The sequence below is a fragment of the Paraliobacillus sediminis genome (genome assembly GCF_003426055.1).
The window spans coordinates 463,976-487,881 of sequence record NZ_QJSI01000002.1 but is presented as its reverse complement, the minus strand read 5'-3'; the positions used below and the strand labels follow the sequence as shown (position 1 = coordinate 487,881).

The 23,906-nt window shown below is 34.4% G+C and carries 25 protein-coding genes and 1 pseudogene; 19 read left to right on the top strand and 7 right to left on the bottom strand.

The features are described from left to right. Window positions 1-114 precede the first annotated feature (114 nt). From chvE to D2K60_RS08510, 7 genes are all read left to right on the top strand, one after another. The gene (chvE, locus tag D2K60_RS08540) at window positions 115-1,221 is read left to right on the top strand and encodes a multiple monosaccharide ABC transporter substrate-binding protein (protein WP_117169585.1); all 1,107 of its coding nucleotides are present in this window, start codon (window positions 115-117) and stop codon (window positions 1,219-1,221) included. A gap of 74 nt (window positions 1,222-1,295) precedes the next feature. After that, window positions 1,296-2,846, top strand: a complete 1,551-nt coding sequence (gene mmsA / locus D2K60_RS08535; protein ID WP_117169584.1) for a multiple monosaccharide ABC transporter ATP-binding protein — start codon at window positions 1,296-1,298, stop codon at window positions 2,844-2,846. Further along, window positions 2,830-3,996, top strand: a complete 1,167-nt coding sequence (gene mmsB, locus D2K60_RS08530; RefSeq protein ID WP_117169583.1) for a multiple monosaccharide ABC transporter permease — start codon at window positions 2,830-2,832, stop codon at window positions 3,994-3,996. The genes mmsA and mmsB overlap by 17 nt, the downstream gene beginning before the upstream one ends. A 128-nt stretch (window positions 3,997-4,124) precedes the next feature. Then, window positions 4,125-4,907 carry a PRC-barrel domain-containing protein gene (locus D2K60_RS08525; RefSeq protein WP_117169582.1) on the top strand — a complete coding sequence of 261 codons (783 nt, stop codon included), beginning with the start codon at window positions 4,125-4,127 and terminating at the stop codon, window positions 4,905-4,907. A gap of 179 nt (window positions 4,908-5,086) precedes the next feature. After that, window positions 5,087-6,040 (top strand): glycosyltransferase family 2 protein, encoded by a 954-nt coding sequence (locus D2K60_RS08520; protein ID WP_117169581.1) that lies wholly within the window; start codon window positions 5,087-5,089, stop codon window positions 6,038-6,040. Then, a complete protein-coding gene (locus D2K60_RS08515; protein WP_117169580.1) occupies window positions 6,027-6,401 on the top strand; it encodes a GtrA family protein in 375 nt (124 codons plus the stop codon). The genes D2K60_RS08520 and D2K60_RS08515 overlap by 14 nt, the downstream gene beginning before the upstream one ends. Window positions 6,402-6,413: 12 nt before the next feature. Next, a complete protein-coding gene (locus D2K60_RS08510; protein ID WP_117169579.1) occupies window positions 6,414-8,990 on the top strand; it encodes a YfhO family protein in 2,577 nt (858 codons plus the stop codon). A gap of 146 nt (window positions 8,991-9,136) precedes the next feature. Here the strand turns inward: D2K60_RS08510 and D2K60_RS08505 are convergent, their stop codons facing one another. Then, a complete protein-coding gene (locus D2K60_RS08505; protein ID WP_117169578.1) occupies window positions 9,137-9,316 on the bottom strand; it encodes a hypothetical protein in 180 nt (59 codons plus the stop codon). Window positions 9,317-9,471: 155 nt separating this feature from the next. On the opposite strand from D2K60_RS08505, the gene D2K60_RS08500 reads away from it, so the two are divergent. Beyond that, window positions 9,472-10,281, top strand: coding sequence for an N-acetylmuramoyl-L-alanine amidase (locus D2K60_RS08500; RefSeq protein ID WP_117169577.1), 810 nt, complete (start codon window positions 9,472-9,474; stop codon window positions 10,279-10,281). 41 nt (window positions 10,282-10,322) lie between these two features. Here the strand turns inward: D2K60_RS08500 and lexA are convergent, their stop codons facing one another. After that, the gene (gene lexA / locus D2K60_RS08495) at window positions 10,323-10,955 is read right to left on the bottom strand and encodes a transcriptional repressor LexA (RefSeq protein WP_117169576.1); all 633 of its coding nucleotides are present in this window, start codon (window positions 10,953-10,955) and stop codon (window positions 10,323-10,325) included. 293 nt (window positions 10,956-11,248) lie between these two features. Between lexA and D2K60_RS08490 the strand changes: the two genes are divergently transcribed. The 7 genes from D2K60_RS08490 to D2K60_RS08460 all read left to right on the top strand — a co-directional run bounded on the left by D2K60_RS08490 (window position 11,249) and on the right by D2K60_RS08460 (window position 17,111). Beyond that, entirely contained in the window at window positions 11,249-11,914 is a 666-nt protein-coding gene (locus D2K60_RS08490) for a YneB family resolvase-like protein (protein ID WP_117169575.1), read from the top strand. Window positions 11,915-11,991: 77 nt separating this feature from the next. Beyond that, entirely contained in the window at window positions 11,992-12,216 is a 225-nt protein-coding gene (locus D2K60_RS08485; RefSeq protein ID WP_117169574.1) for a DUF896 domain-containing protein, read from the top strand. Between the two features lie 106 nt (window positions 12,217-12,322). Then, window positions 12,323-14,329: a transketolase gene (gene tkt / locus D2K60_RS08480; protein WP_117169573.1), complete on the top strand. Its 2,007-nt coding sequence runs from the start codon at window positions 12,323-12,325 to the stop codon at window positions 14,327-14,329. Window positions 14,330-14,471: 142 nt separating this feature from the next. Beyond that, window positions 14,472-14,900 (top strand): sporulation inhibitor of replication protein SirA, encoded by a 429-nt coding sequence (gene sirA / locus D2K60_RS08475; RefSeq protein ID WP_117169572.1) that lies wholly within the window; start codon window positions 14,472-14,474, stop codon window positions 14,898-14,900. 71 nt (window positions 14,901-14,971) lie between these two features. Beyond that, entirely contained in the window at window positions 14,972-15,196 is a 225-nt protein-coding gene (locus D2K60_RS08470; RefSeq protein ID WP_112180983.1) for a YneF family protein, read from the top strand. A 135-nt stretch (window positions 15,197-15,331) separates the two neighbouring features. After that, window positions 15,332-15,799: a CcdC family protein gene (locus tag D2K60_RS08465; protein ID WP_117169571.1), complete on the top strand. Its 468-nt coding sequence runs from the start codon at window positions 15,332-15,334 to the stop codon at window positions 15,797-15,799. A 184-nt stretch (window positions 15,800-15,983) separates the two neighbouring features. Beyond that, on the top strand, window positions 15,984-17,111 hold the full coding sequence (locus tag D2K60_RS08460) for an ATP-binding protein (protein WP_117169570.1): 1,128 nt from the start codon (window positions 15,984-15,986) through the stop codon (window positions 17,109-17,111). Between the two features lie 51 nt (window positions 17,112-17,162). Here D2K60_RS08460 and D2K60_RS08455 read toward each other — a convergent pair whose 3' ends face one another. Next, window positions 17,163-17,273: a small acid-soluble spore protein P gene (locus D2K60_RS08455; protein ID WP_117169569.1), complete on the bottom strand. Its 111-nt coding sequence runs from the start codon at window positions 17,271-17,273 to the stop codon at window positions 17,163-17,165. Window positions 17,274-17,489: 216 nt separating this feature from the next. Between D2K60_RS08455 and acnA the strand changes: the two genes are divergently transcribed. The 4 genes from acnA to tlp all read left to right on the top strand — a co-directional run bounded on the left by acnA (window position 17,490) and on the right by tlp (window position 20,937). Next, on the top strand, window positions 17,490-20,198 hold the full coding sequence (gene acnA / locus D2K60_RS08450; RefSeq protein ID WP_117169568.1) for an aconitate hydratase AcnA: 2,709 nt from the start codon (window positions 17,490-17,492) through the stop codon (window positions 20,196-20,198). A 136-nt stretch (window positions 20,199-20,334) separates the two neighbouring features. Next, a complete protein-coding gene (locus tag D2K60_RS08445; RefSeq protein ID WP_117169567.1) occupies window positions 20,335-20,481 on the top strand; it encodes an FbpB family small basic protein in 147 nt (48 codons plus the stop codon). 66 nt (window positions 20,482-20,547) lie between these two features. Next, entirely contained in the window at window positions 20,548-20,694 is a 147-nt protein-coding gene (locus tag D2K60_RS08440; RefSeq protein WP_117169566.1) for an acid-soluble spore protein N, read from the top strand. Window positions 20,695-20,706: 12 nt separating this feature from the next. Next, window positions 20,707-20,937, top strand: coding sequence for a small acid-soluble spore protein Tlp (tlp, locus tag D2K60_RS08435; RefSeq protein ID WP_117169565.1), 231 nt, complete (start codon window positions 20,707-20,709; stop codon window positions 20,935-20,937). A 64-nt stretch (window positions 20,938-21,001) separates the two neighbouring features. Here tlp and D2K60_RS08430 read toward each other — a convergent pair. The 4 genes and pseudogenes from D2K60_RS08430 to D2K60_RS08415 all read right to left on the bottom strand — a co-directional run. Beyond that, window positions 21,002-21,868: pseudogene (locus D2K60_RS08430) on the bottom strand (IS3 family transposase); the annotation flags it as partial. Next, entirely contained in the window at window positions 21,769-22,392 is a 624-nt protein-coding gene (locus tag D2K60_RS21385; RefSeq protein ID WP_240335282.1) for a helix-turn-helix domain-containing protein, read from the bottom strand. The gene D2K60_RS21385 and the pseudogene D2K60_RS08430, both read right to left, overlap by 100 nt. Window positions 22,393-22,635: 243 nt before the next feature. Then, window positions 22,636-22,947, bottom strand: coding sequence for a hypothetical protein (locus D2K60_RS08420; RefSeq protein ID WP_240335281.1), 312 nt, complete (start codon window positions 22,945-22,947; stop codon window positions 22,636-22,638). A gap of 122 nt (window positions 22,948-23,069) precedes the next feature. Continuing rightward, window positions 23,070-23,651 (bottom strand): MSMEG_1061 family FMN-dependent PPOX-type flavoprotein, encoded by a 582-nt coding sequence (locus D2K60_RS08415; protein WP_205418612.1) that lies wholly within the window; start codon window positions 23,649-23,651, stop codon window positions 23,070-23,072. Between the last annotated feature and the right edge of the window lie 255 nt (window positions 23,652-23,906).

Sequence of the window (23,906 nt, the reverse complement as noted above, 5' to 3'; positions counted from 1 at the left end):
TATTTCAATTAGATTAATTTTTTATAAAAACACTTTAAAATAATGTAAAGGCTTACATTATATAAACTGCTATTGTTAGTAACGAGGAAGTTAATAATGAAAGGGGTTATAAAAATGAAGAAATTTGCCTTACTTGCACTATTATTTAGTTTTATGTTTGTACTTGCTGCATGTGGTGGGGATGAAAGCACATCTGGTGGTTCCGATGATGGGGACGATGCTGTATCAAATGATGCATCAATCGGTGTTGCAATGCCAACGAAGTCATCAGCTAGATGGGTAGATGATGGAAATAACATGGTAGAACAATTAGAAGCACTTGGTTTTGAAACTGATTTACAGTATGCAGAAGATGATGTAGATAAACAGATCGAACAAATTGAAAACATGATCGTAAAAGGTGCAGATGTTTTAGTTGTTGCATCGATTGATGGTACAGCATTATCTAATGTGTTAGCAAAAGCTGCTGAACAAGATATTGAAGTAATTGCCTACGATCGTTTAATTATGGAAACACCTGATGTTAGTTATTACGCAACATTCGATAACTTTCAAGTAGGGGTATTACAAGCAACGTACATTGCAGAGGCATTAAACCTTACAGAAGAAGATGGACCGTTTAATATCGAATTATTTGGTGGATCACCTGATGATAATAATGCCTATTTCTTCTGGGATGGTGCAATGTCGATTCTACAACCACATATTGATAGCGGTAAAGTAGTCGTACAAAGTGCACAGACAGAATTTGAACAAGCGGCAACAATGCGTTGGGATGGAAATAACGCAAAGTCTCGTATGGAAAACGTTCTTAGTAAAGCATATTCTGGTGGAGAATCGGTTGATGCAGTGCTATCACCTTATGACGGTATTAGTCGTGGTGTAATTCAAGCATTAAAAGGTGTCGGTTATGGTTCTGGTGATTTACCAATGCCTGTTATAACGGGTCAAGATGCTGAATTAGCTTCCATTAAATCAATTATTGCACAAGAGCAAACACAAACTGTATTTAAAGATACACGTGATTTAGCTGCTGTTGTAGTAACAATGATTGATGCAATCTTAACTGGAGAAGAAGCAGAAGTTAATGACACAGAAACATATGATAATGGTATTGAGGTCATTCCGTCTTATCTAGTAGAACCTGTGTCTGTAGATATAGAGAATTATCAAGAAATAGTAATGGACAGTGGCTACTATTCTGAAGATGAATTAGAGTAAGACAGCCTAAGTTTAGTGGTGGGTGACCGCCACTAAACCAAATTATTTCTTTAATTAGAGAAGGTGGCGAGGGTATGTCGGATTATATTTTGGAAATGCGTAACATAACGAAAACATTCCCTGGTGTTAAAGCACTAGATAATGTCAATTTAAAAGTAGAAAAGGGAGAAATCCACGCATTGGTTGGGGAAAATGGTGCAGGGAAATCAACTTTAATGAAAGTATTAAGTGGTGTCTATCCAAACGGATCCTATGAGGGCGGCATCTATTTCGATGAAAAAGAGTGCCATTTTAAAGATATTAAGCAAAGTGAAAAAGTAGGTATTGTTATCATCCATCAAGAGTTAGCATTAAGTCCATTTCTTTCTATAGCAGAGAATATTTTCTTAGGTAATGAGAGGCACAATCGTAAGATCATGGATTGGAAAGAAACATATTCAAAAGCTAAAAATTTACTTGAACAAGTAGGATTAAAAGATTCACCAGAGACAGCTGTCATGAATATCGGTGTTGGAAAACAGCAACTTGTGGAAATAGCGAAGGCATTATCAAAAAATGTAAAATTGCTAATTTTAGATGAACCAACAGCAGCGTTAAATGAAACAGATAGTGCGAACCTGTTGAAGTTGCTAAATGAACTTAAAAAACAAGGGATTACTTCTATTCTTATTTCGCATAAGTTAAATGAAGTCTCTTCTATATCGGATTCGATTACCATCTTACGTGATGGTCAAACCATTGAAACAATTAAGAGCAATGATAAAAATATTTCAGAGGATCGTATTATTAAAGGCATGGTAGGTCGTGAATTAACTAGTCGTTTTCCATTAAGAACAGCTGCTATTGGTGAAACAATTTTCGAAGTTAAAAATTGGAATGTCTATCATCCACAGCAACGTGATCGTAAAGTACTTGAAGATGTGAATATTCATCTTCGTCGAGGAGAAGTTGTTGGAGTAGCAGGTTTAATGGGTGCAGGCAGAACAGAGTTAGCGATGAGTATTTTTGGCAAGTCATACGGCAAGAAAATAACAGGTTCGTTATTTAAGAACGGGCAAGAAATAAAAGCAAATTCAGTGAGTGAAGCAATTGCAAATGGTATTGCGTATGTTTCGGAAGATCGAAAAACTTACGGATTAAACTTAATTGAAGATATCAAAAGAAATATTACATTGTCTAATCTTAAACGGGTTTCGCATCATTCTATTATTGATGAGAATATGGAAATTAAAGAAGCACAATTATTACGTGAGAAATTAAATATTAAAACACCTTCACTGGAACAAGTCACTGGTAACTTAAGTGGTGGAAATCAACAAAAAGTCGTATTAAGTAAATGGATCTTCACAGAACCAGACATCTTAATATTGGATGAGCCTACACGTGGAATTGATGTTGGCGCTAAGTTTGAGATATATTCACAGATTAATGAATTAGCAGCGGAAGGAATGGGTGTAATAATGATCTCCTCTGAGCTTCCAGAGGTACTTGGACTCTCAGATCGTATTTATGTAATGAATGAAGGACGTATTAGTGCGGAGCTAGATCGCGTGGATGCGGACCAAGAAAGTATCATGCGTCATATGACCGGATTTGGAGGTGCTAATCGTGCAGACGTTAATTAATTTATTTCGCAATAATATTCGGCAATATGGAATGATTATTGCACTTGTATTTATTACAGCATTATTTTGGGTGCTGACAGATGGGATTACGTTTAATCCATTAAATTTAACGAACTTAATTCTACAAAATGGGTTTATTTTAGTATTAGCTGTCGGTATGGTATTAGTTATTATTACTGGAAATATTGATTTATCCGTTGGTTCTGTGGTTGCTTTTGTTGGTGCTATTGCCGGGGTATTGATGATTAATAATAATGTACCAGTATGGCTAGCAATAATTTTATCAATAATTGTAGGTGCTTTAATAGGTGTTTGGCAAGGTTTTTGGATTGCGTATATAGGAATACCATCTTTCATTGTTACGTTGGCTGGAATGTTGATTTTCCGAGGATTAACCTTATATTTATTAGATGGGCAGTCACTTGCACCATTTCCTGATTCATTCGGCTTCCTTAGTGGTGGTTTTCTACCAGATATTTTTGGATCAGGTAATTTCCATATACTGACGATGATTTTATCTGTCATTCTGTCTCTTATTCTAGTATATTTAGAAATTAAAGATCGTAAAACACAGCGGCAATACAGTTTCGAAGTTGTTCCGTTGTGGATTAGCGTTACAAAGCTTGTTTTATTAGTTTCCGTAATTAACTGGTTTGCTTATCAACTTGCTTTGAATAAAGGTATTCCAATGGTATTGATAATTGTTATCCTACTTATTGTTGTCTATACCTTTATTATGAATAACACAGTAATGGGTAGAAGGATTTATGCAACAGGGGGAAATAAAAAAGCAGCAGATTTATCCGGTATTAAAACAAAAGGTGTTGTGTTTTGGGTATTTGTAAACAATGGTGTTATTGCGGCATTAGCCGGGTTAATGTTTGCATCTCGATTAGATTCTGCTACACCTGCAGCAGGTAACATGTTAGAACTAGATGCAATAGCGTCCGTGTTTATCGGTGGTGCGTCGATGTCTGGTGGAGTCGGTACCATTATTGGTGCAATCGTTGGTGGTCTTGTTATGGGTGTGATGAATAATGGAATGTCGCTAATCGGTATTGGTATTGATTGGCAACAGGCGATTAAAGGGATGGTACTTTTACTTGCAGTAGGATTTGACGTTTATAATAAAAATAGGGCTGGAAAATAAGCAAGTAAAAGAAACATCACGAGATTTCATTTCGTGATGTTTCTTTGCTATTACGAAATGAAAATGGTGTTAAAATGTTTGAATTTCTAGTAAACAGGTAATTAAAAGTATAAGTAAAAGATTTCTAGCTGAGGAGGCTAACTATTTATTATTTAGCAACAACATTAAAAAAATATAACATCCAGGCAACTGATGATCAATTAGGGCATGTAAAAGATATCTATTTTGACGATAAATACTGGACAGTCCGTTACTTAGTTGTTGATACAAGTAAATGGCTTCCAAGTAAAAAAGTATTGTTATCACCTATTTCATTAGATAAAGTAGATTCAGAAAACAAGGCGGTAAATGTATTAACTTCAAAGGAAACTGTTAAAAGCGCACCACATAAAAAAGAAAATGAACCAATTTCTAAACAGTACGAAATCGATTTAGCTGGATATTATGAAATTCCAATTTATTGGAGTGGAACAGGCCCATGGAGCGGTTTTCCTACACCAGCAGCACTAGGTCTTGCAGATAAACAAAAAATGATACAAAGCAAAAATGCAACTTCTCAAGAAGATAACAATTATTTAAGAAGTGTTAATGAAGTAAGAGGTGAATTAACAGGTTATACAGTAGAAGGTATTGGTGGCAAAATAGGATATGTTTTTGATGTTATCATTGACGATTCGAATTGGAAAATTAACTATTTAGTAGTGGAAACAAGTAAATTCTTAGCAGCAAACTATATTTTAGTAGCTACCGATTGGATAAATGATGTACAATGGCAGGATAAAAATATCTATGTTGAAGTTGATAGTGTAAAAGCGAAAAATGTTACGGATTATGATATCCATGCACATATAACGAAAGAATATGAGGACAAACTCTATTCTGCTTTAGGAAAAAACAGAAATTCAATTTAAATAAATGTGAATCTAGGGACTATCATGGAAGGTTACTTTACAGATAGTCCCTATTTTTATTGCCTACATCGGAACCTCTTGTAAACTCTTCTAATAATTATGACATTACTGTTCATACTAGGCGTATAAATAGTGAATGGTTCAATCACTGTTACCAATCAATAGAAGTAGGTGTATGTATGAAACCCCGCCTTATCTCTATCGTTATTCCTTCTTATAATGAGTCCAACAATATTGAATTAATATATAATGCGATAACGAATGAATGTTCCGACATTGATTATGACTTTGAAATTCTATTTATTAATGACGGAAGTACGGATGATACGATAAAACGGATTAAACAGTTAGAATCAATTAATTCTAATGTTAAATATATTTCTTTCACAAGGAATTTTGGTAAAGAAGTTGCACTACTAGCTGGCTTTCAGCATGTTACAGGTGAAGCGGTTATTGTTATGGACGCTGATTTACAGCACCCATGTAACTTGATAAAACCGTTTATTCAAGGGTATGAAGAAGGGTATCATCAAGTTATAGCACAGCGTAATCGGAAAGGCGAAAAGCCTCTCCGCGCCTGTTTTTCGTCGCTCTATTATTGCCTCGTTAACAAAATTGTTGATGTTGAAATAAAAAATGGGGTAGGAGACTTTAGATTATTAAGTAGAAAAGCTGTTGAGGCACTTCTTTTATTAAATGAAGGCAATCGTTTTTCAAAAGGTTTATTTTCATGGATCGGTCTAAGTCAAAAAACAATTTATTATGATAATATCATACGTAAAAATGGTAAATCGAAATGGTCGCTATCTGCGTTATTAAATTATGGAATTGATGGAATTATTTCTTTTAACAATAGACCACTCAGAATTTGCTTTTATTCAGGAGCAATTTTATTGTTATTTTCTCTTATTTATATATTTATTAATTTCGTTTTTATTATTAGGAATGGAATTACGGAACCAGGGTATTTCACTTTAATATCAGCTGTTCTTTTTTTAGGTGGTATTCAGTTACTTTGTCTTGGCGTTATTGGAGAGTATATTGGTAGGATTTATTATGAAACAAAACATCGCCCACATTACTTAATACAAGAAACAAATATTAATACGGGAGAAAATCATGAGGATACGTAGCCTAGAATTTATAAGATTCATCATCGTGGGCATCATTAATACGTGTAATTACTATCTGATTTATTTAATCATACATGCGTTCTGGGAAATTAATTATATGATTTCACATGTCTTGGGATTTAGTTTAAGTTTAATTATTTCATTCTTTTTGAGCTCCTATTTTACGTTTCAAGTCAAGCCGACTATAGTGAAGTTTATCAAATTTCCGATTACGCAATTTTTAAATATAATCATTTCCTCGATCGTCATATATATATTCGTTGAGTATTTTGTATTAGATAGTTCGGTGGCACCGATTGTTTCAATGCTCTTCACTGTTCCTATTACATTTTTTGTAACAGGTAAAATTTTAAGAAAATAATGGGGAATACATATGCAGAACAAAAGAAAATGCCTCTATCTCTTATTAAGCAGTCTTGGCGTTGCTACATTAGGTCATTTGTTTTTTTTGAGAGAATGGTCGCTAGATAGCTATATGGTTGGGCCAAATGATGGGTTACAGCAGATGGTCACCTTTAAAGCGCTGTTGTACGAGCAATATAAAAATGGAGATTTCTTTTATTCCTATCAATTTGGTTTGGGTGGAGGAACATACAGCCAATTAGCATTTTATTTCTCGACATCGTTTTTATTTATTCTAACAGCAATTTTTGTTTTTTTTCTACAGTCGTTCCATGTTATTGGACCTGCTGATGTGCTGTTTTGGGCAAATGCTACGGTATTTGTAAGTATCGCTCGCTTAACCTTAATTGTTTTTATTACAAGCAATGTCTTCCGTTATATGAAAAGTGAGTGGTTACCAGCATTCACAGGTGCCTGTTTTTATGGATTAGCTCCTATTTACTTCCGTCATGTGACATATTGGGAGTTTTTTGCCGATGCAATGATCTGGATTCCACTACTCGTACTCGGAGTTGAAAAAATTTTCCGTGAGAAAAGACCAAATTGGCTCATTTTTGCAATAGCTGTAACGTTAATTAATAACTTTTACTTTGCTTACGTCAATTTAATTTTTATTGTCTTGTATATTATCTTTCGTTCGTTTCTTCCATTGGAGGATAAAGCAGATAAATGGAACTATTGTAAGCTTTTTATTTGGTCAGGTATTTTAGGGTTCGGGATTAGTGCAGTAGCTTTTATACCTGCTGTTTATGGCTATTTACATAACTATCGACCAGCATATCAGAAATCAGTACCTATCTTTAGCTGGGATAATATTTTATTTGATAGTCGTTATATTATTTTACCTACAGTATTTTTAATTTTTTTGTTCAGTTTTTCTCTCTTCAAGGTCCGTACATTTAGACTGTTTTCCATTATTAGCAGTTTTTTAATCATTCTTCATTTTAGCCCACTTATTGCAAGTGCATTTAACGGTTTCTCTGCACCACAATCCCGATGGGAGTACTTGATTTCCTTTACTATCGCAGGAACCATATCAGTTGGTTTACAACACATAAAACGAATAAAAAAAAGAGAATTGATTTTATCAAGTGTAATAGTGTTTATTCTTTATCTTAGTATTGCTATATTAACTGATGACCTACGTAACTTTTCTGTCCTTACATTGGCTATTTTTACGATGGTTTTGATTACTATATTATTACTTGTTAATACGTTAATAAAACAAACAAAAAGTGCACATTTTTCTATGTGTGTCGGTTTATTATTACTTGTAATCATTTTTGCTAATAGTTTCCAATACGGACTTTCAAAAGCAGGGGAAGTTAGTAAATCTACGAAAAATTATTTATTGAGTGAAAAATATAACGGCAAAGAACAACGAGATCTCTTACAACAAATTAAAGATAAAGACTCTGATTCCCTATACCGTATCGACTGGAAAGTAGGCAGACTGAACAATACCCCTATTGTGCAAGACTTTAATGGATTAAGTGTGTACGGAAGTATATTGAACGAACACTTGATCGATTTTTATTTGAATCATCTAAATGTAGACACAGGTAGGGAGAGTGTTAGTAGATATGCAACGTTTGGTAATCGTGCGAACTTATATAGTTTATTTCAAGGAAAGTACATGATAAGGGAAAAGGAAAAGGAGGAGCGTGTACCATATGGGTTCACTAAAATACTTGAATCAAAGAACTATACTGTGTTTGAAAACATGCATGTATTACCGTTTATTCGAACAACTAAAAAACTTTTTACGGAAAAAGATGTTGCACATGTGTCTGATTTAAGTAAAGAATATGCGATGTTGGAAGGAGTAATTGTACCGAACACAAAGCGAACAAATGCAAAAATAGCAGAAGCGAAAAATATTATCGATCTAACGAAACGCACAATGGTTGGTGCGTCCTATGTTAATAATACGTTAACCGTCACTGACGATAATGGGGGGATGGATATAAAAATAGATACATTACAGTCTGAAGCTAAAGAGCTATATGTTCAATTTCACTTAGAAAACCTTGCGCTTGATCAGGGATTTACGTTAAAAGTAAATGATTATCAAACAGCTCGAAAATCCAATCAATCGATCTACAAAACATATGACGATACATTAACTATACGAGTAGATAGCACGGATACTATTCGGATTAGATTACCAAAAGGAAAGTATAGCCTTAAAGATCTAGAACTATATCAAGTAAATTATACCCGTTTGGAATTCCTAAAAAATAGGGCGTTAAATAGTAGTGCGTTAAATTGGGAAGATAATAGAATAACAATAACCTATCAGAATGAATATAAAGATCATTACATGATGCTACCAATTCCGTTTGAAAAAGGATGGCATCTTAAAGTTAATAATAAAAAACAGGCAATAGAAAAGGTTAACTATGCATTTATTGGGTTTCCAATAGATAAAGGGAAGAATGAGATAGAGCTAATATATTATCCACCATATTTTAAGACATCGTTGATTTTATCAATTTTCAGTGTCCTGTTATCCATAGTGATTTGCAAAAGAAAGATCGGGAAATAGGAAAAGTCGGATTTTGCGGTTACCCGGGGAATATTTTAGGGTAATCTTATATATAAATTTTATTGGGCGCATAAGATACGAAGTGGCATCTCCAAAGAACAGCTATTTCAGTGCTGTTCAGCGAATAAAAGAAGCATAAATTTCATTTATTTCCTGATACGGTATATTTTGCTGTTTCTTACTAGTCCGTAAATTGTAAGAACAATAAATGTTCCAGTATAACCTAAATTATTTTCGTTATAATTTTCATAAGCAAACATTCCGATTGCAATTACATTGATAAAAAGACTTAATAATATCAATGGATGGATTTTCACTCTATCCATTATATACCACCCTCACCTTTTCTAATATTCTATCATATTACATCCAATTACGTAGCAAGAGACAAGCGTGAATAAATTTAATACTCTTGCTGGAAAACCAGTCCACACGTAAAACCTTTGTACGTCATATAAAGGTAGTGAAGGAGGTTTGACAAATGCCGAAAATTTTTATTGATCCTGGACATGGTGGAAATGATCCAGGTGCAAGTAGTAACGGGTTAGTAGAAAAGGATGTAACATTAAATATTGCTTTAAAACTAGAACAGATATTGAAAAATTCTTATCAAGATGTTACTACACGTCTTTCTAGAACAACAGATCAAACAGTTTCCTTAACGAATCGAACAAATAATGCGAATAATTGGGATGCAGATTACTATCTTTCCATTCATATTAATGCCGGTGGTGGTGTAGGCTTTGAAAGCTATATATGGAATGGCAAGTTTGCCTCAAGATCTGAAACAGAGCGATTACGGTCTGCTATTCACAATGAAATTGTTGAAACGGTTGGCTGGCGTGATCGAGGTAAGAAAGAAGCGAATTTTCATGTTCTAAGAGAAACAGCGATGCCAGCAATGTTGACGGAAAATGGCTTTATTGATAATGATACAGATGCTGAGGAAATGAAAACACCACAATGGATTGAAGAAGTAGCACGAGGACATGCATCTGGTATTGCAAAGGCTTTTAAATTAAAAGAAGATTCAAGTGCAGCAGAACCTGATACATCGTCGTTTTATCGTGTTGTTGCAGGTTCTTTTCAATCGGAGAAAAACGCAAAGCAACGTAGGTATGTTTTAAACAGGCATGGTTACAGTAGTTTTATAGCTGTATTTAAAGACCAAGGGGAAACATATTACCGCGTAATTGTAGGGTCATTTCAAAACAGAGCGAATGCAGAAGAACGTGTAAATGAATTAAATAAATTAGGTTTCAATTCCTTTATTAGCACGTTCAACGGATAAAAGAAATCTCCACTATATATTAGTGGAGATTTCTTTTATTGTTATTGGATATTTCTATATAAGCCTATTACTCTACCTAAAATGGATACATTATCATAAATAAGTGGTTCCATTGTTGCATTTTCAGGTTGCAGACGAATATGATCCTTTTCTTTAAAAAAGCGTTTAACTGTAGCTTCATTTTCATCGGTCATCGCAACAACAATTTCTCCGTTCTGAGCTGTTTGTTGTTGTTTTACTATGACCATGTCACCGTCTAATATACCTGCTTCTATCATGCTTTCGCCTTCAATTACAAGTACAAATATGGACTGGTCAGTTGCATCTCCATGCGTAAGAGTTAAAGGTAATGGAATATATTCTTCAATGTTCTCAACAGCTGTAATAGGGATACCAGCCGTAACTTTACCTATAACAGGTGCAAACGTAACTTCTCCTTTAGGAATACTAGAGTCATCAGCGGCATGAAGAACTTCTATTGCTCTAGGTTTCGTTGGATCTCGACGTATGTATCCTTTTTTCTCTAGTCGAGCAAGATGCCCATGTACGGTGGAACTTGATGCTAGACCAACAGCTCCGCCAATTTCTCTTACTGAAGGTGGATATCCTTTTGCTGCTACTTCATCTTTAATATAATCTAAGATTGCTTGTTGACGTTTAGATATTTTCGTCATAATGATGCACCTCCGTACATATTTTAATAGTGAAAGTATAGCATGTTTATCTCAAAAAGACAAACATAAGTTCTGAAAAAGACTTGACAAGAACAATTGTTCGGTTATAATAAAAATATAGGTACGAACAATCGTTCTTAATCACAAAGGGGGAAACAAAATGTTTAATAAAATTACTAATATCACAATGGTGGATTTATTCTATTTCGTTTCGTTTATTCTTACGTTAGGATTTATGTATATGGGTTTAGTCTCTAGTTAAATCCATCAATTTAAAAAGAAGGGTAGTTATTATGCGAGCAATTATATACTGTCGGGTAAGTACGGAAAAAGAAGAACAATCTTCATCTTTACATAGACAAAAACAAGAATTAATAGAGTTGGCAGAAAAAGAAAAAATGGAAGTTATTAGTGTTATAGAAGAAAAGCAAAGTGGATATGAGATTGAACGGGACGGGATATTAACTATATTAGAAAAATGTACAACTGAAAAAGTAGATTGTCTATTAATTCAAGATGAGACAAGACTAGGAAGAGGTAATACTAAAATTGCCTTATTTCATCAATTTTCCAAGTTAGATGTGAAAATTTATGCGTTATCCAATCAAGGAGAATTAGAATTATCTGAATCGGATTCAATGGTCTTGCAGATTGTAGGAGTTGTCGAAGAGTACCAACGGAAAATTCATAACATTAAAATAAAACGAGGGATGAAAAAGGCAATTGAAAATGGTTATGATCCCTCTAAAAACCTTAGTAACCGTGATCATGCGACTGGCCGAACTCGAATTGAATTCCCAATTGAAGAGGTAAAGCGTTTACGAGATAATCAATTAACTTTTGCTGAAATAGCCACAACACTTCGAGGATTAGGGTTTCCGGTATCCAAAGCTACAGTACATCGTCGTTATCAAGAATATGTATCGCTTGAATCCGAGCATCCCTTTCATATAGAATGAAAAGACAAGGAATCCTTTTTAGAGGATACTTGTCTTTTCTGTTTTTCAGAAAACTCTATAGGTAAAGGAGAAGAAGGATGTTAGCAAAAGATAAATTAGATCGTATTAACTTGCTGGCTAAAAAAGCTAAACAAGATGGTTTAACAACCAAAGAAAAAGAAGAACAGCAGAAATTGAGACAAGAGTATTTAAAAAATGTACGACAATCTTTTAAAAATGAATTCAAAGGCATGAAGATCATTGACCCTAATGGGGATGATGTTACACCAGAAAAAGTGAAAAATCTAAGAAAAGAAAACTAAAATAATTGAATATTCTTGAAGATAGTACTTGTTTATTATCCGTTTTCATTATAGGATATTAATTGTACGTACATATTTTCATAATTTTCGAAAGGGGATACAAAGTATGTCAAATCAAACGGAACAACGTTCTATTAATACGATTCGCACATTATCGATCGATGCAATTGAAAATGCTAACTCTGGGCACCCAGGATTACCAATGGGGGCAGCGCCAATGGCATATACACTATGGACTGACTTTATGGACCATAATCCGAAAAATTCAAGTTGGTTTAACCGAGATAGATTTGTACTATCAGCTGGACACGGTTCTATGCTCTTGTACTCGTTATTACATTTATCAGGTTACAAAGTGTCAATTGAAGATCTAAAAGGATTTCGTCAGTGGGGTTCAATTACACCAGGTCATCCTGAAGTAACACATACAGACGGAATTGAAGCAACCACTGGACCATTAGGGCAAGGTGTTGCTATGTCAGTTGGTATGGCAATGGCTGAAGAGCACCTAGCTGCTAAATACAATAGAGATAATTTTAAAGTAGTTGATCACTTTACTTATGCACTTGTAAGTGATGGCGACCTAATGGAAGGTGTTTCACATGAGACAGCATCATTAGCCGGCCACTTAGGTTTAGGTAAACTTATTGCGCTATATGATTCCAATGACATTTCATTAGACGGTGAGTTAGACCAAGCATTTTCAGAAAATGTAGAAGACCGCTTTAAAGCATATGGTTGGGAAGTAATTCGCGTAGAAGATGGTAATGATGTTGCCTCTATTCGGGAAGCGATCAAAAAGGCGAAAACTAATCTAGATCAACCTACTTTAATTGAAGTGAAGACTGTTATTGGATATGGTTCGCCAAATAAATCCGCATCTTCTGCCTCACACGGTGCCCCATTAGGTGCTGATGAAATTAAATTAACAAAAGAATTTTATGACTGGAGTCATGAAGATTTCTTCGTACCTGAAGAAGTATATCAAGATTTCGAAGAGAAAATTGTTACACGTGGTAAAAAGACAGAATCAGAGTGGAACAAGGTATTTTCAGATTATAAAAAAGCATATCCAGAGGTTGCTAAGGAACTTGAAGAAGCAATCAAAGGTGACCTACCATCTGATTGGGCAAAAGATCTTCCAGTATATGAAGCAGGCGAACATACACTTGCAACTAGAGCTTCATCAGGTGAAGTTTTAAATGCAGTAGCGGAAGCAGTACCATATTTCTTCGGTGGAAGTGCTGACTTAGCAGGTTCAAATAAAACAAAAATTAATGGTGAAGAAGATTTCTCGAAAAATAATTATTCAGGTCGTAACATTTGGTTTGGTGTACGTGAATTTGCGATGGCTGCAGCTTTAAATGGTATGGCATTACATGGTGGGTTAAAAGTATTTGGTGGCACATTCTTTGTATTCAGTGACTATTTACGTCCTGCTGTACGTTTATCTGCTATTCAAGAATTACCTGTCACATATGTATTAACACACGATTCAATTGCAGTTGGGGAAGATGGTCCAACACACGAACCTGTTGAACAACTTGCTGCATTTAGAGCAATGCCAAACCTTTCTGTTATTCGTCCTGGTGATGCTAACGAAGTACAAGCAGCGTGGCGTCTAGCTTTAGAGTCTAAAAAGGTGCCAACAATGCTTGTTCTAACAAGACAGAACCTTCCAACATTACCAGATACAAAAGATAATGCGTATGAAGGTGTGAAAAAAGGTGCTTATGTAGTAAGTGCTGCAACGAAAGCAACACCTGACGCACTATTGCTTGCTACTGGTTCTGAAGTTCAATTAGCAGTGAAAGCACAAGCTGAATTAAAAGAAAAAGGTTATGATGTAAGTGTTGTAAGTATGCCATCTTGGGATCGTTTTAATAAACAAGATAAAGCATATAAAGAACAAGTCTTACCATCTACTGTTAAGAAGCGTCTAGCAATTGAAATGGCTTCACCATTCGGCTGGGATCGTTATACAGGTGATGAAGGTGACATATTAGCAATTGATACATTTGGTGCATCTGCTAATGGTGACAAGATCATGAAAGAGTATGGTTTCACTGTTGACAATGTAGTTAAGAGATTTGAAGCGATGATTAAAGCGTAATTTAACTAATTCCTCACTTTATTTCATAATAAGGTGAGGAATTTTTTGTATTTGACAAAAGCTTATTATTTTTTCTCCTCATTATGACACGTTACGCATCATTTCTTTTGTATACTGTTTGTCAAAAGAGGGGGACAAGCTGATGCAAAAATATTATGTGTTTTTTCTAAATAGTGAAGTTTGTTATTCTTATTTCTATAAACCAGAGTTACTTAACCGTTTTTTCCAATCTTTTTTTAATCAGCAAAATAGAATGGATTTAGCAGCGCAATTCCATTACATAACCAGAGTGATATCCGCTGATCAATTACTGCATTATGTAAGTGAGAACGCTAAAAAGAATCGTTATGTTCAAAATGAACGTATTGTGTACTATTTTAATCAGAATGCTACGAATACGTTTACTGTTTATGATAGATGGCTTGAAGTAGATTGTGAATCACTAGAGGTAGCCAATACCATGTTATTTGAATGTCTGGAAAAGTATGATCACTGTTGTTTTATTATGGAGGCAAGTGGGTTTAATTACGGCTGGCTCTCTCCTATTAAAAAACAAGTCTTGCTTTCCTAGTTCAACTATTGTAATCTTTGTTATTGTCTACTATACTGTATAAGAGAGAATTTGAAGGAGGAAGGCTAGACATGGGCACGATTTGGATTGTAGTTATTGCTATAGTAGCTTTAATTGCTGGTGTTGCGCTTGGGTTTTTCATCGCTAGAAGATATATGATGAATTATTTGAAAAAGAACCCACCAATTAATGAACAAATGTTACGTACACTAATGATGCAGATGGGGCAAAAACCATCACAGAAAAAGATTAATCAAATGATGCGTGCAATGAATAATCAAAATCAAACGAAATAATATATTCAATGATTCAATGATTCTATACGTATAGGCATTGCAACTTATAAATCCCTTGCCACCAATTGGTGCAAGGGATTTATAAGTTTTAATGCTAATTATTAGTTGAAATAAAATGTAAAGGAAGTATAAATGATGTTTTGGGCTATTGCTAGTACAGTTGTAGGGTTAATGATGGCGTCAATGATGATTATTGTTCGTGCACGTGCATCTAAAAGACCGACAAATGCTGTGAGAATTTTACTCCCACCACTTTTTATGAGTACAGGTGCTTTTATGTTTGTTGTGCCTTTATTTCGTGTCTCACTATCACAAGTTACCGAAGCGTTAATTGTGGGAATGATTTTTTCGGTTTTTCTTATTAAATCAACTTCTTTTACCTATGAAAAAGGAAATATTTATTTAAAGCCTTCAAAATATTTTGTTGTTATTTTGATAGGACTATTAATTATTCGAATTATAATGAAGTTAGCTTTAAGTTCTACTATATCCGTAGGTGAGACGAGTGGTATGTTTTTCTTATTAGCTTTTGGAATGATTGCGACATGGAGAATGGTAATGTTTATTAAGTATTTGAAATTAAAAAAAGAGAATTTCCAATAAAATAATAGGTCATAAGTCTCATTGTGTTATTATGTACATTAGATCTAATAATGTTTATAAAAAAGATGATTTCATCACTATTTTCGCTAATATTTACTATAAATTGCTAATATATATGAAATAACTGTGGTATCATTATTACGTAATATTTGGATTGGTTTGGTTGCTTGAAAGGGGGTATAATATGTCAGGGTATGAAATTGATGAAAATACAGACAATGCTGTTCTAGCAACATTCTCAATTGCAAATAAACCTGCACAATTTAGCCTAGCCAGTTTACCGAAAGAAGTGTTAAATTGGATTGAAAAACAAGGGTTTGATTTTATTACAATATGTAATGATATAGGCGCTGTCATTTACATATCTTATTCTATTGAAAAGGTTTTAGGCTTTGATAGAGACGATTTAATTGAAAGCAATGCTATTAGCTATTTTTCACCTAGTGATCAAGTAAGGATTTCGGAAAAATTCATAAAAAACACAATAGAAGTTCAAAAATTTACTGCTAGCATTCGCGATGCATTAGGGAGATACAAGGCGATTGATTCAGTAATTGCGTCCTTAATTTCAAGAGACACTCATGAAAAATTATATATTTCTTTATCCAAAGACATCACAGACAAAAAAGAAGCAGAACAAATGTTAATCCGATCTGAAAAGATGTCCATAGCAGGTCAGTTAGCAGCCGGTGTTGCACATGAAATTAGAAACCCACTTACATCATTGAAAGGGTTTGTTCAACTACTACAGGCTGGTATAGATCGTAAAGACGAATATTATAAGATTATGATTGATGAAATCGAAAAAATAGATGCTATATCATCAGAACTTTTATTTATAGCTAAACCTATGACAGATGAACGTAAAAATGAAAATGTATCTGATATGATACAAGACGTTATGACATTATTGAATACACAAGCCAAAGTTTATAATATTAATCTTGATTCACAAATAGAAATAGACCATACTGTTTATTGTGACCGTACACAAATAAAACAAGTCCTTATAAATTTAATTAAAAATGCAATTGAAGAAATGCCTGATGGTGGTGCAATAAAAATTCAAGTCACAGATGATCACACCTATTGTATTATTTCTGTTATTGACGAAGGTCCAGGTATACCAGAGAGTTTACTACATAAATTAAAAGAACCTTTCTTTACAACAAAAAAAGAAGGTACTGGATTAGGTCTAATGATCTCAAATAAAATAGTAGAAAATCATAACGGCAAATTAAATATTTCACAGAATCAAAATAAGGGTAGTACTTTTAGTGTGCTTTTACCACGTATTAACAAGAAAATATGATACACATGAAAACAGCCATGTTATTCTTGGCTGTTTTCATGTGTATGCATATTATAAATCATGACTTGCATTTTTCTTTTGCTTGCTATGATTTCTATTTTTAACTTTTTTTGATCCACTTAAAGGTTTATTCGGCTTTTCCGTTTGCTTTTTGTCTGCCACTTGTTATCACCACCTTACTATGTAATGTGCGTTGCTGCTTGGTTTTTATTCTTAATTAAAACAATTTGATTAACAATATAACTGACAAATGTAGACGAATTATTTTACTTATCTGCCTATTTCAATTAAAATGAAAGATACGTATGTGTTGGAATCCTATTTTGGATAGGATACGGTGACTAAAATGAGTTTTATTTAATTTGGGGGGTATTATGTATGACAGAAAAAAATCATACTATTGACGCGCAAAAAAAGTTCGATTTGAATGGGAAAACGTATAATTATTATCAACTAAAATCGCTAGAAAACGCAGGAATAGGTGATATATCTAGGTTGCCTTTTTCAATTCGAGTACTATTGGAATCATTACTTAGACAATATGATGGAAGAGTTATTAAAGATGAACACATTGTAGGTTTAGCAAAATGGGGTAAGGTAGCTAAAACAGACGTACCTTTTAAACCGTCACGTGTTATCCTACAAGACTTCACTGGTGTTCCTGCTGTAGTTGATCTTGCATCCCTTCGAAAGGCGATGGTTGATCTTGGTGGTTCACCTGATAAAATTAATCCTGAAGTACCGGTAGATTTGGTTATCGATCACTCGGTTCAGGTTGATGAATACGGTACAAATAAAGCTCTGTTAGCAAATATGAGCTTTGAATTTGAGCGTAATGCAGAGCGTTATGAATTTTTAAATTGGGCTCAAAAGGCATTCAAAAATTATCGTGTGGTACCACCAGCAACTGGTATTGTTCACCAAGTTAACTTAGAGTATATTGCAAATGTTGTACATGCAATCGAAAATAAAGATGGTGAATTTGATGCTTACCCTGATACATTAGTCGGAACTGATTCACATACAACAATGATTAATGGTTTAGGCGTATTAGGTTGGGGTGTTGGCGGTATTGAAGCTGAAGCAGGTATGTTAGGTCAACCATCTTATTTACCAGCACCAGAAGTAATTGGTGTGAAATTTACTGGAAGTTATCCAGATGGAACAACAGCAACAGACTTAGCGTTAAAAGTAACACAAGTATTACGCGAGAAAAAAGTGGTAGGCAAATTTGTAGAATTTTTCGGACCTGGCTTACAAGATATGCCATTAGCTGATCGAGCGACAATTTCAAATATGGCACCTGAATATGGTGCAACTTGTGGATTCTTCCCAGTTGATAAAGAATCGTTGAATTATTTGCGTTTAACTGGTCGTAACGAGGATCATATTGCGTTAGTCGAGAAATATTGCAAAGAAAATAGTCTTTGGTATTCTCCAGATCAAGCAGATCCAGAATTTACAGATTTGGTTGAAATTAACTTATCTGATTTAGAACCAAATTTATCTGGTCCGAAGCGTCCACAAGACTTAATTGCTCTATCCGATATGAAAAAGCTTTTTCATGAAACTATTTCTAATCCTGCCGGAAATCAAGGTTTTGGTTTAGACAAATCAGAATTTGATAAAGAAGCATTGATAGAACATCCGGATGGTTCTACTTCTAAGATGAAGACTGGTTCATTAGCAATTGCCGCGATTACATCGTGTACCAATACATCAAATCCTTACGTAATGTTGGGGGCTGGTTTACTTGCAAAGAAAGCAGTTGAAAAGGGATTAGGCGTACCAAGTTATGTGAAAACATCTTTGGCACCTGGTTCAAAAGTCGTGACAAGATATCTTGAAGATGCAGGTCTAATGACGTATTTAAATAAACTAGGTTTTAACTTGGTTGGCTATGGTTGTACGACTTGTATTGGTAATTCTGGTCCTTTATTGCCAGAAATTGAACAAGCTATTGCAAATACAGACTTGACCGTATCTTCTGTTCTGTCTGGGAACAGGAACTTTGAGGGACGTATTCATCCACTTGTGAAAGCAAATTATCTAGCTTCACCACCACTTGTTGTAGCCTATGCTTTAGCTGGAACGGTTGATATAGATATCAAAGATGAACCACTTGGTATGGATAAAGACGGCGAACCTGTTTACTTTGTTGACTTATGGCCAACTATGGAAGAAATTCGTTCAGAAGTTGCTAAAGTTGTTACACCAGAAATTTTCAAGAAAGAATATGAGAATGTCTTCGATTCAAATGAACAATGGAATGCAATTGAAACAACTGATGAGCCTATATTTGAGTGGGATGATGATTCTACTTATATTCAAAATCCACCATTTTTTGAAGGTTTAGCTAAAGAAGCCGGTCAAGTGAAAGTATTATCTGGTTTACGTGTAATTGGTAAATTTGCTGATTCTGTTACAACTGACCATATTTCACCAGCAGGTGCAATTGCAAAAGACATGCCAGCAGGTAAATACTTGCAAGAAAATGGCGTAACACCAAGAAACTTTAACTCGTATGGTTCACGACGTGGAAATCATCAGGTGATGATGCGCGGAACATTTGCTAACATTCGTATAAAAAACAAACTTGCACCTGGCACAGAGGGCGGATATACGACATATTGGCCAACAGATGAAGTGATGCCAATTTATGATGCAGCAATGAAATACCAAGAAGACAAAACAGGTTTACTAATTATTGCAGGAAAAGATTATGGCATGGGAAGTTCGCGTGACTGGGCAGCAAAAGGTACCAAGCTTCTAGGTATTAAAACAGTCATTGCAGAAAGCTATGAGCGAATTCATCGTAGTAATTTAGTGATGATGGGCGTCTTACCATTGCAATTTAACGAAGGAGAATCTGCTGACTCGCTTGGCTTAACTGGAACAGAAACATTTGAAGTAAATATTGATGAAACAGTTCAACCAAATCAACTTGTAGATGCAAAAGCAACACGAGAAGATGGAAGTGAAGTGAATTTCCAAGTTTTAGCTCGCTTTGATAGTGAAGTTGAAATTGATTACTACCGTCACGGTGGTATTCTGCAAATGGTATTACGTAATAAACTGAAAGAATAATAGCACAGGTAAAAAAGGTTCCGCATATGCGGAACCTTTTTTTATTCAAATGATTATTATCTGATTATTCAGGGTGTATAAATTATCAGAATAATGGAAAACATTATATTAAGTCAGTTGAAAAGGAGTGGTAGAAATGGCTCGAGCTAAAAAGTTATCCTTTCAAACACTAATTGAAGAAAATAAAAAAGAAATGTTGCAAGATGAAAAATTGATGGATAATATTATAGATCGCATAGAGGATAAGATTCATGCAACGGTAAAAGGAAACATATATTCCTGAAGAATGACTCGTATAAATTAAATAACGTAAGCCAAACTAATCGTGAACAAAGAAAGGGGCTTTTTGATGAGTAATCCTAAACGAGATAGTGAACAGTTTCAGCCAGATCACTACGGCACACAGCCGAGAAAAGCAGAAGCTAACAAAGGCAAACAAATGGGTATGAAAAGTAACAAACAACCCGACCTCATACAAAAAGGAAAAGGCCAATAGGAGGTATGAACAATGAGTAGAAACGATAATAAACCAAATCCTGATAATCGTGCAGATAACGTAGAAAAATTACAAGAGATGGTTCATAATACGATTGAAAATATTGAGCAATCACATGACGCAATGCAATATGCAACGGATCAAGAGAAAGAAAATATTGAAGCTAAGAATGCAAGAAGAGAAGAGTCCTTAGAAGCAATACGCGTAGAGATCAAAGACGAGTATAAAAATCAACAAAAATAAATTTCATGCTATAAAGAAAAAGAAGCGCAGTTATGTTGCGACCCCAAAAAGTTAGAGTTTTAAATTAAGCAGCTAATTGGCTGGTATGAATCCTGTATTGAACTGGACTCATGCCCGCTAATTTTTGCTTTATGCGCTTGTTATTATAATAATCGATATATTCTTCAATTTTCTTTTTTAATTCTTCAAATGAGCATAGTTCTTCACCGTAATACATTTCTTGTTTTAATAACCCAAAAAAGTTCTCCATTGGTGAGTTATCAATACAATTTCCTTTTCTCGACATGCTCTGAAATACATTATTGTCCTTAAGTGTTTTCACCCCTTTATTATGTTGATAATGCCAGCCTTGATCTGAATGAACAGTTGTTCTGTACTTAGAATTTTTTACGATGTCGAGGGCTTCCTCGAGTGGTTTAAGCGCTAGTTCAAGTGTTGGGCGCATACTAATCCCATTTGATAGAATTTCACCGTTAAACATATCCATGACTGGATTCATATATAACTTCACACCGTTTAGACACTTAAATTCTGTAATATCTGTTGTTAACTTTTGATAATATACGGAAGTTTGAAAGCGACGGTTAATACGGTTCTTCGCCACTTTACCCACTTTTCCTTTGTAAGAACTATACTTGCGTGATTTTCGTATGAATTTATCACCTTTGATTCCGAGCTTTTTCATGATACGCAAAACTTTCTTATGATTCACTTTAATTCCTCGGTTTTTCAATTCTAAGTAGACACGGCGATATCCATAGTTCCCATTGTTCTCCTCAAATATAGATAGAATACGCGCTTCTAGTTCCTGATCTGGATTCTCTTTTTTTATCATTTTAATATGATAATGATAAGAAGACTCAGGAATACCGACGACTTGTAAAACATCTTTAAATCGGAACGTTTCCTTGAGTTCGTATGATAACGCTGCTTGTGCTTTTCTAGATAGTTTTCCGGATCCATCTGAAAAGCTCGCAGCTTTTTTAGATATTCTACCTCTAAACGAAGAAGCTCATTTTCTTTTTGTAATTGTTGTTCATAGGTTAATTCTTTTTCATCTATGGGTTTATTTTTACTGTTCTTAGCTTTATCAGACATAGGTGGCCTTCCTTTCAGTCTATTCAGGGCTTCAATACCACCTTCCGCAAAAACCTTTTTCCACGCAGCTATTAGAGGAGGGTTTTTTAGCCCAAAGTGAAGGGCAGTTTCAATTTCTGAAGAACCTGTCTTTTTCATAAAGCTTAATACATCTAGAGTATCAACATGGGAAGTTGAGCTATAGATCTTTAGCTCAAAAATATAATATAGGGTCAGACGGACAAATTGTACGATGGGTAAAGTTATATGAGAAGTTTGGGATAGAAGGATTAATGACAAAAAAATAAGGAAACTTTTACTGTTCAATTCAAGTTCACTAACTACCTTCATCTTAAACTTCTCACTATATTTAGCCATAAATAAACACCCCAAAATTTAGTTTTTCAACTCTAACTTTTGGGGTGCAGGATATTATTGGCTTCTTTTTCTAAACTATTAGGATAAGTGTTCAGTTAGATATATATCTTTTATAACGAAGCGAAACCTGTTTTTCTCCAGTTTCCGTTTGTTCTATTCTTTTTTTCTGAAAATCAAATCCACGCGCTTTATAAAAGGGAATACCTCTTTGATTCCCATCTTGTACAGATACCCATTGTTCGTTTACATTTGTTTTAAGTTGGTGTTGTGTAAATTTTCTTCATCCACATAAAGGACAAAAACTTCTCCAGAGTTTGCCTTTGTTTGTCCTCCACCAATTACTCCTACAACTTCATCATTTATTATAGCTACATATGTATAAATTCCTTTACTTATATCCTTACTTACTCGCTCATATTGATACCAAAAGTCAACAGTCTTAATTTGATATGCTTCACTAAATTTACCTTCCACCGTTTGTCTCCAGCCGTTTGCACAAATAGTAGCAACCGCACTTGCGTGATTTTCATCTGGTTTAACAATCGTTAGTTCCATTATTCTCACCTCATAGATAATCCTATATTTTAGAAGTTGTTCTCCATTGGTTTACTTACTTCTCATCGATCAATTACGAAATTTTCATCAAGAATTTTGAGTAACGATTCATTTAAAATATTTCATGTTTTGAGATTAGATAGTTTAACGTGTTCAGATACAATTTTTGCTGCGTTAGGTAAGAGATCTTTATTGGTCCAAGAGTCTGGTTCCCATATACCAGACCGTTTAAAAGCCTTCGCACAGTGAATGAAACATTCTTCCACCTCTACACCAATTCCTAAAAGGGGTTTTTTTTCTTGGATTATCATTTCATCGAGTAATTGATCATCTTTAATTAAGCAAGCTTTTCCGTTTATTCTTAACGTTTCTTCAAGACCAGGTATAAAGAATAGAATACCGACTCTAGGATTGGACAAGATATTGCGTAAAGAATCACTACGCTTATTTCCTGATCTTTCGGGTATGATTAATTGTTTTTCATTTAATACTTTTACTAAACCACTGTGATCACCTCTGGGGGATACATCACAATAACCAGATTTAGTGGAAGTAGCGAGTGTTAAAAATGTGGATTTCAAAATAAAATCTATACAATTTTGATCTAAATAATTGATTACTTTATTTTCGACTAATTCGCTAGGACGACCAATAAGCGTGCGAAGGTCTTCAGCTGTCTTGAGGGTATCTTTAAAAACATACATATTATTCAAAGAAACAACTCCTACATTGATTTGTACATAATCAAAATATACGTACTCTTATTTTATCATAAAAATCCAGAAAACTCTGTTAAATACAGGTTTTAATTACATACGTAAAAACAAAGTTCAAGATAGAAGCATTTAATTATCCAATCAATGGAAAACTAATCCTTCATATCTCTTTTGAATCTTTCAAGTCAACATATATAGACAGATATGATAAAATGTAGGTGTAAGTGAAGGGAGCGATTATTT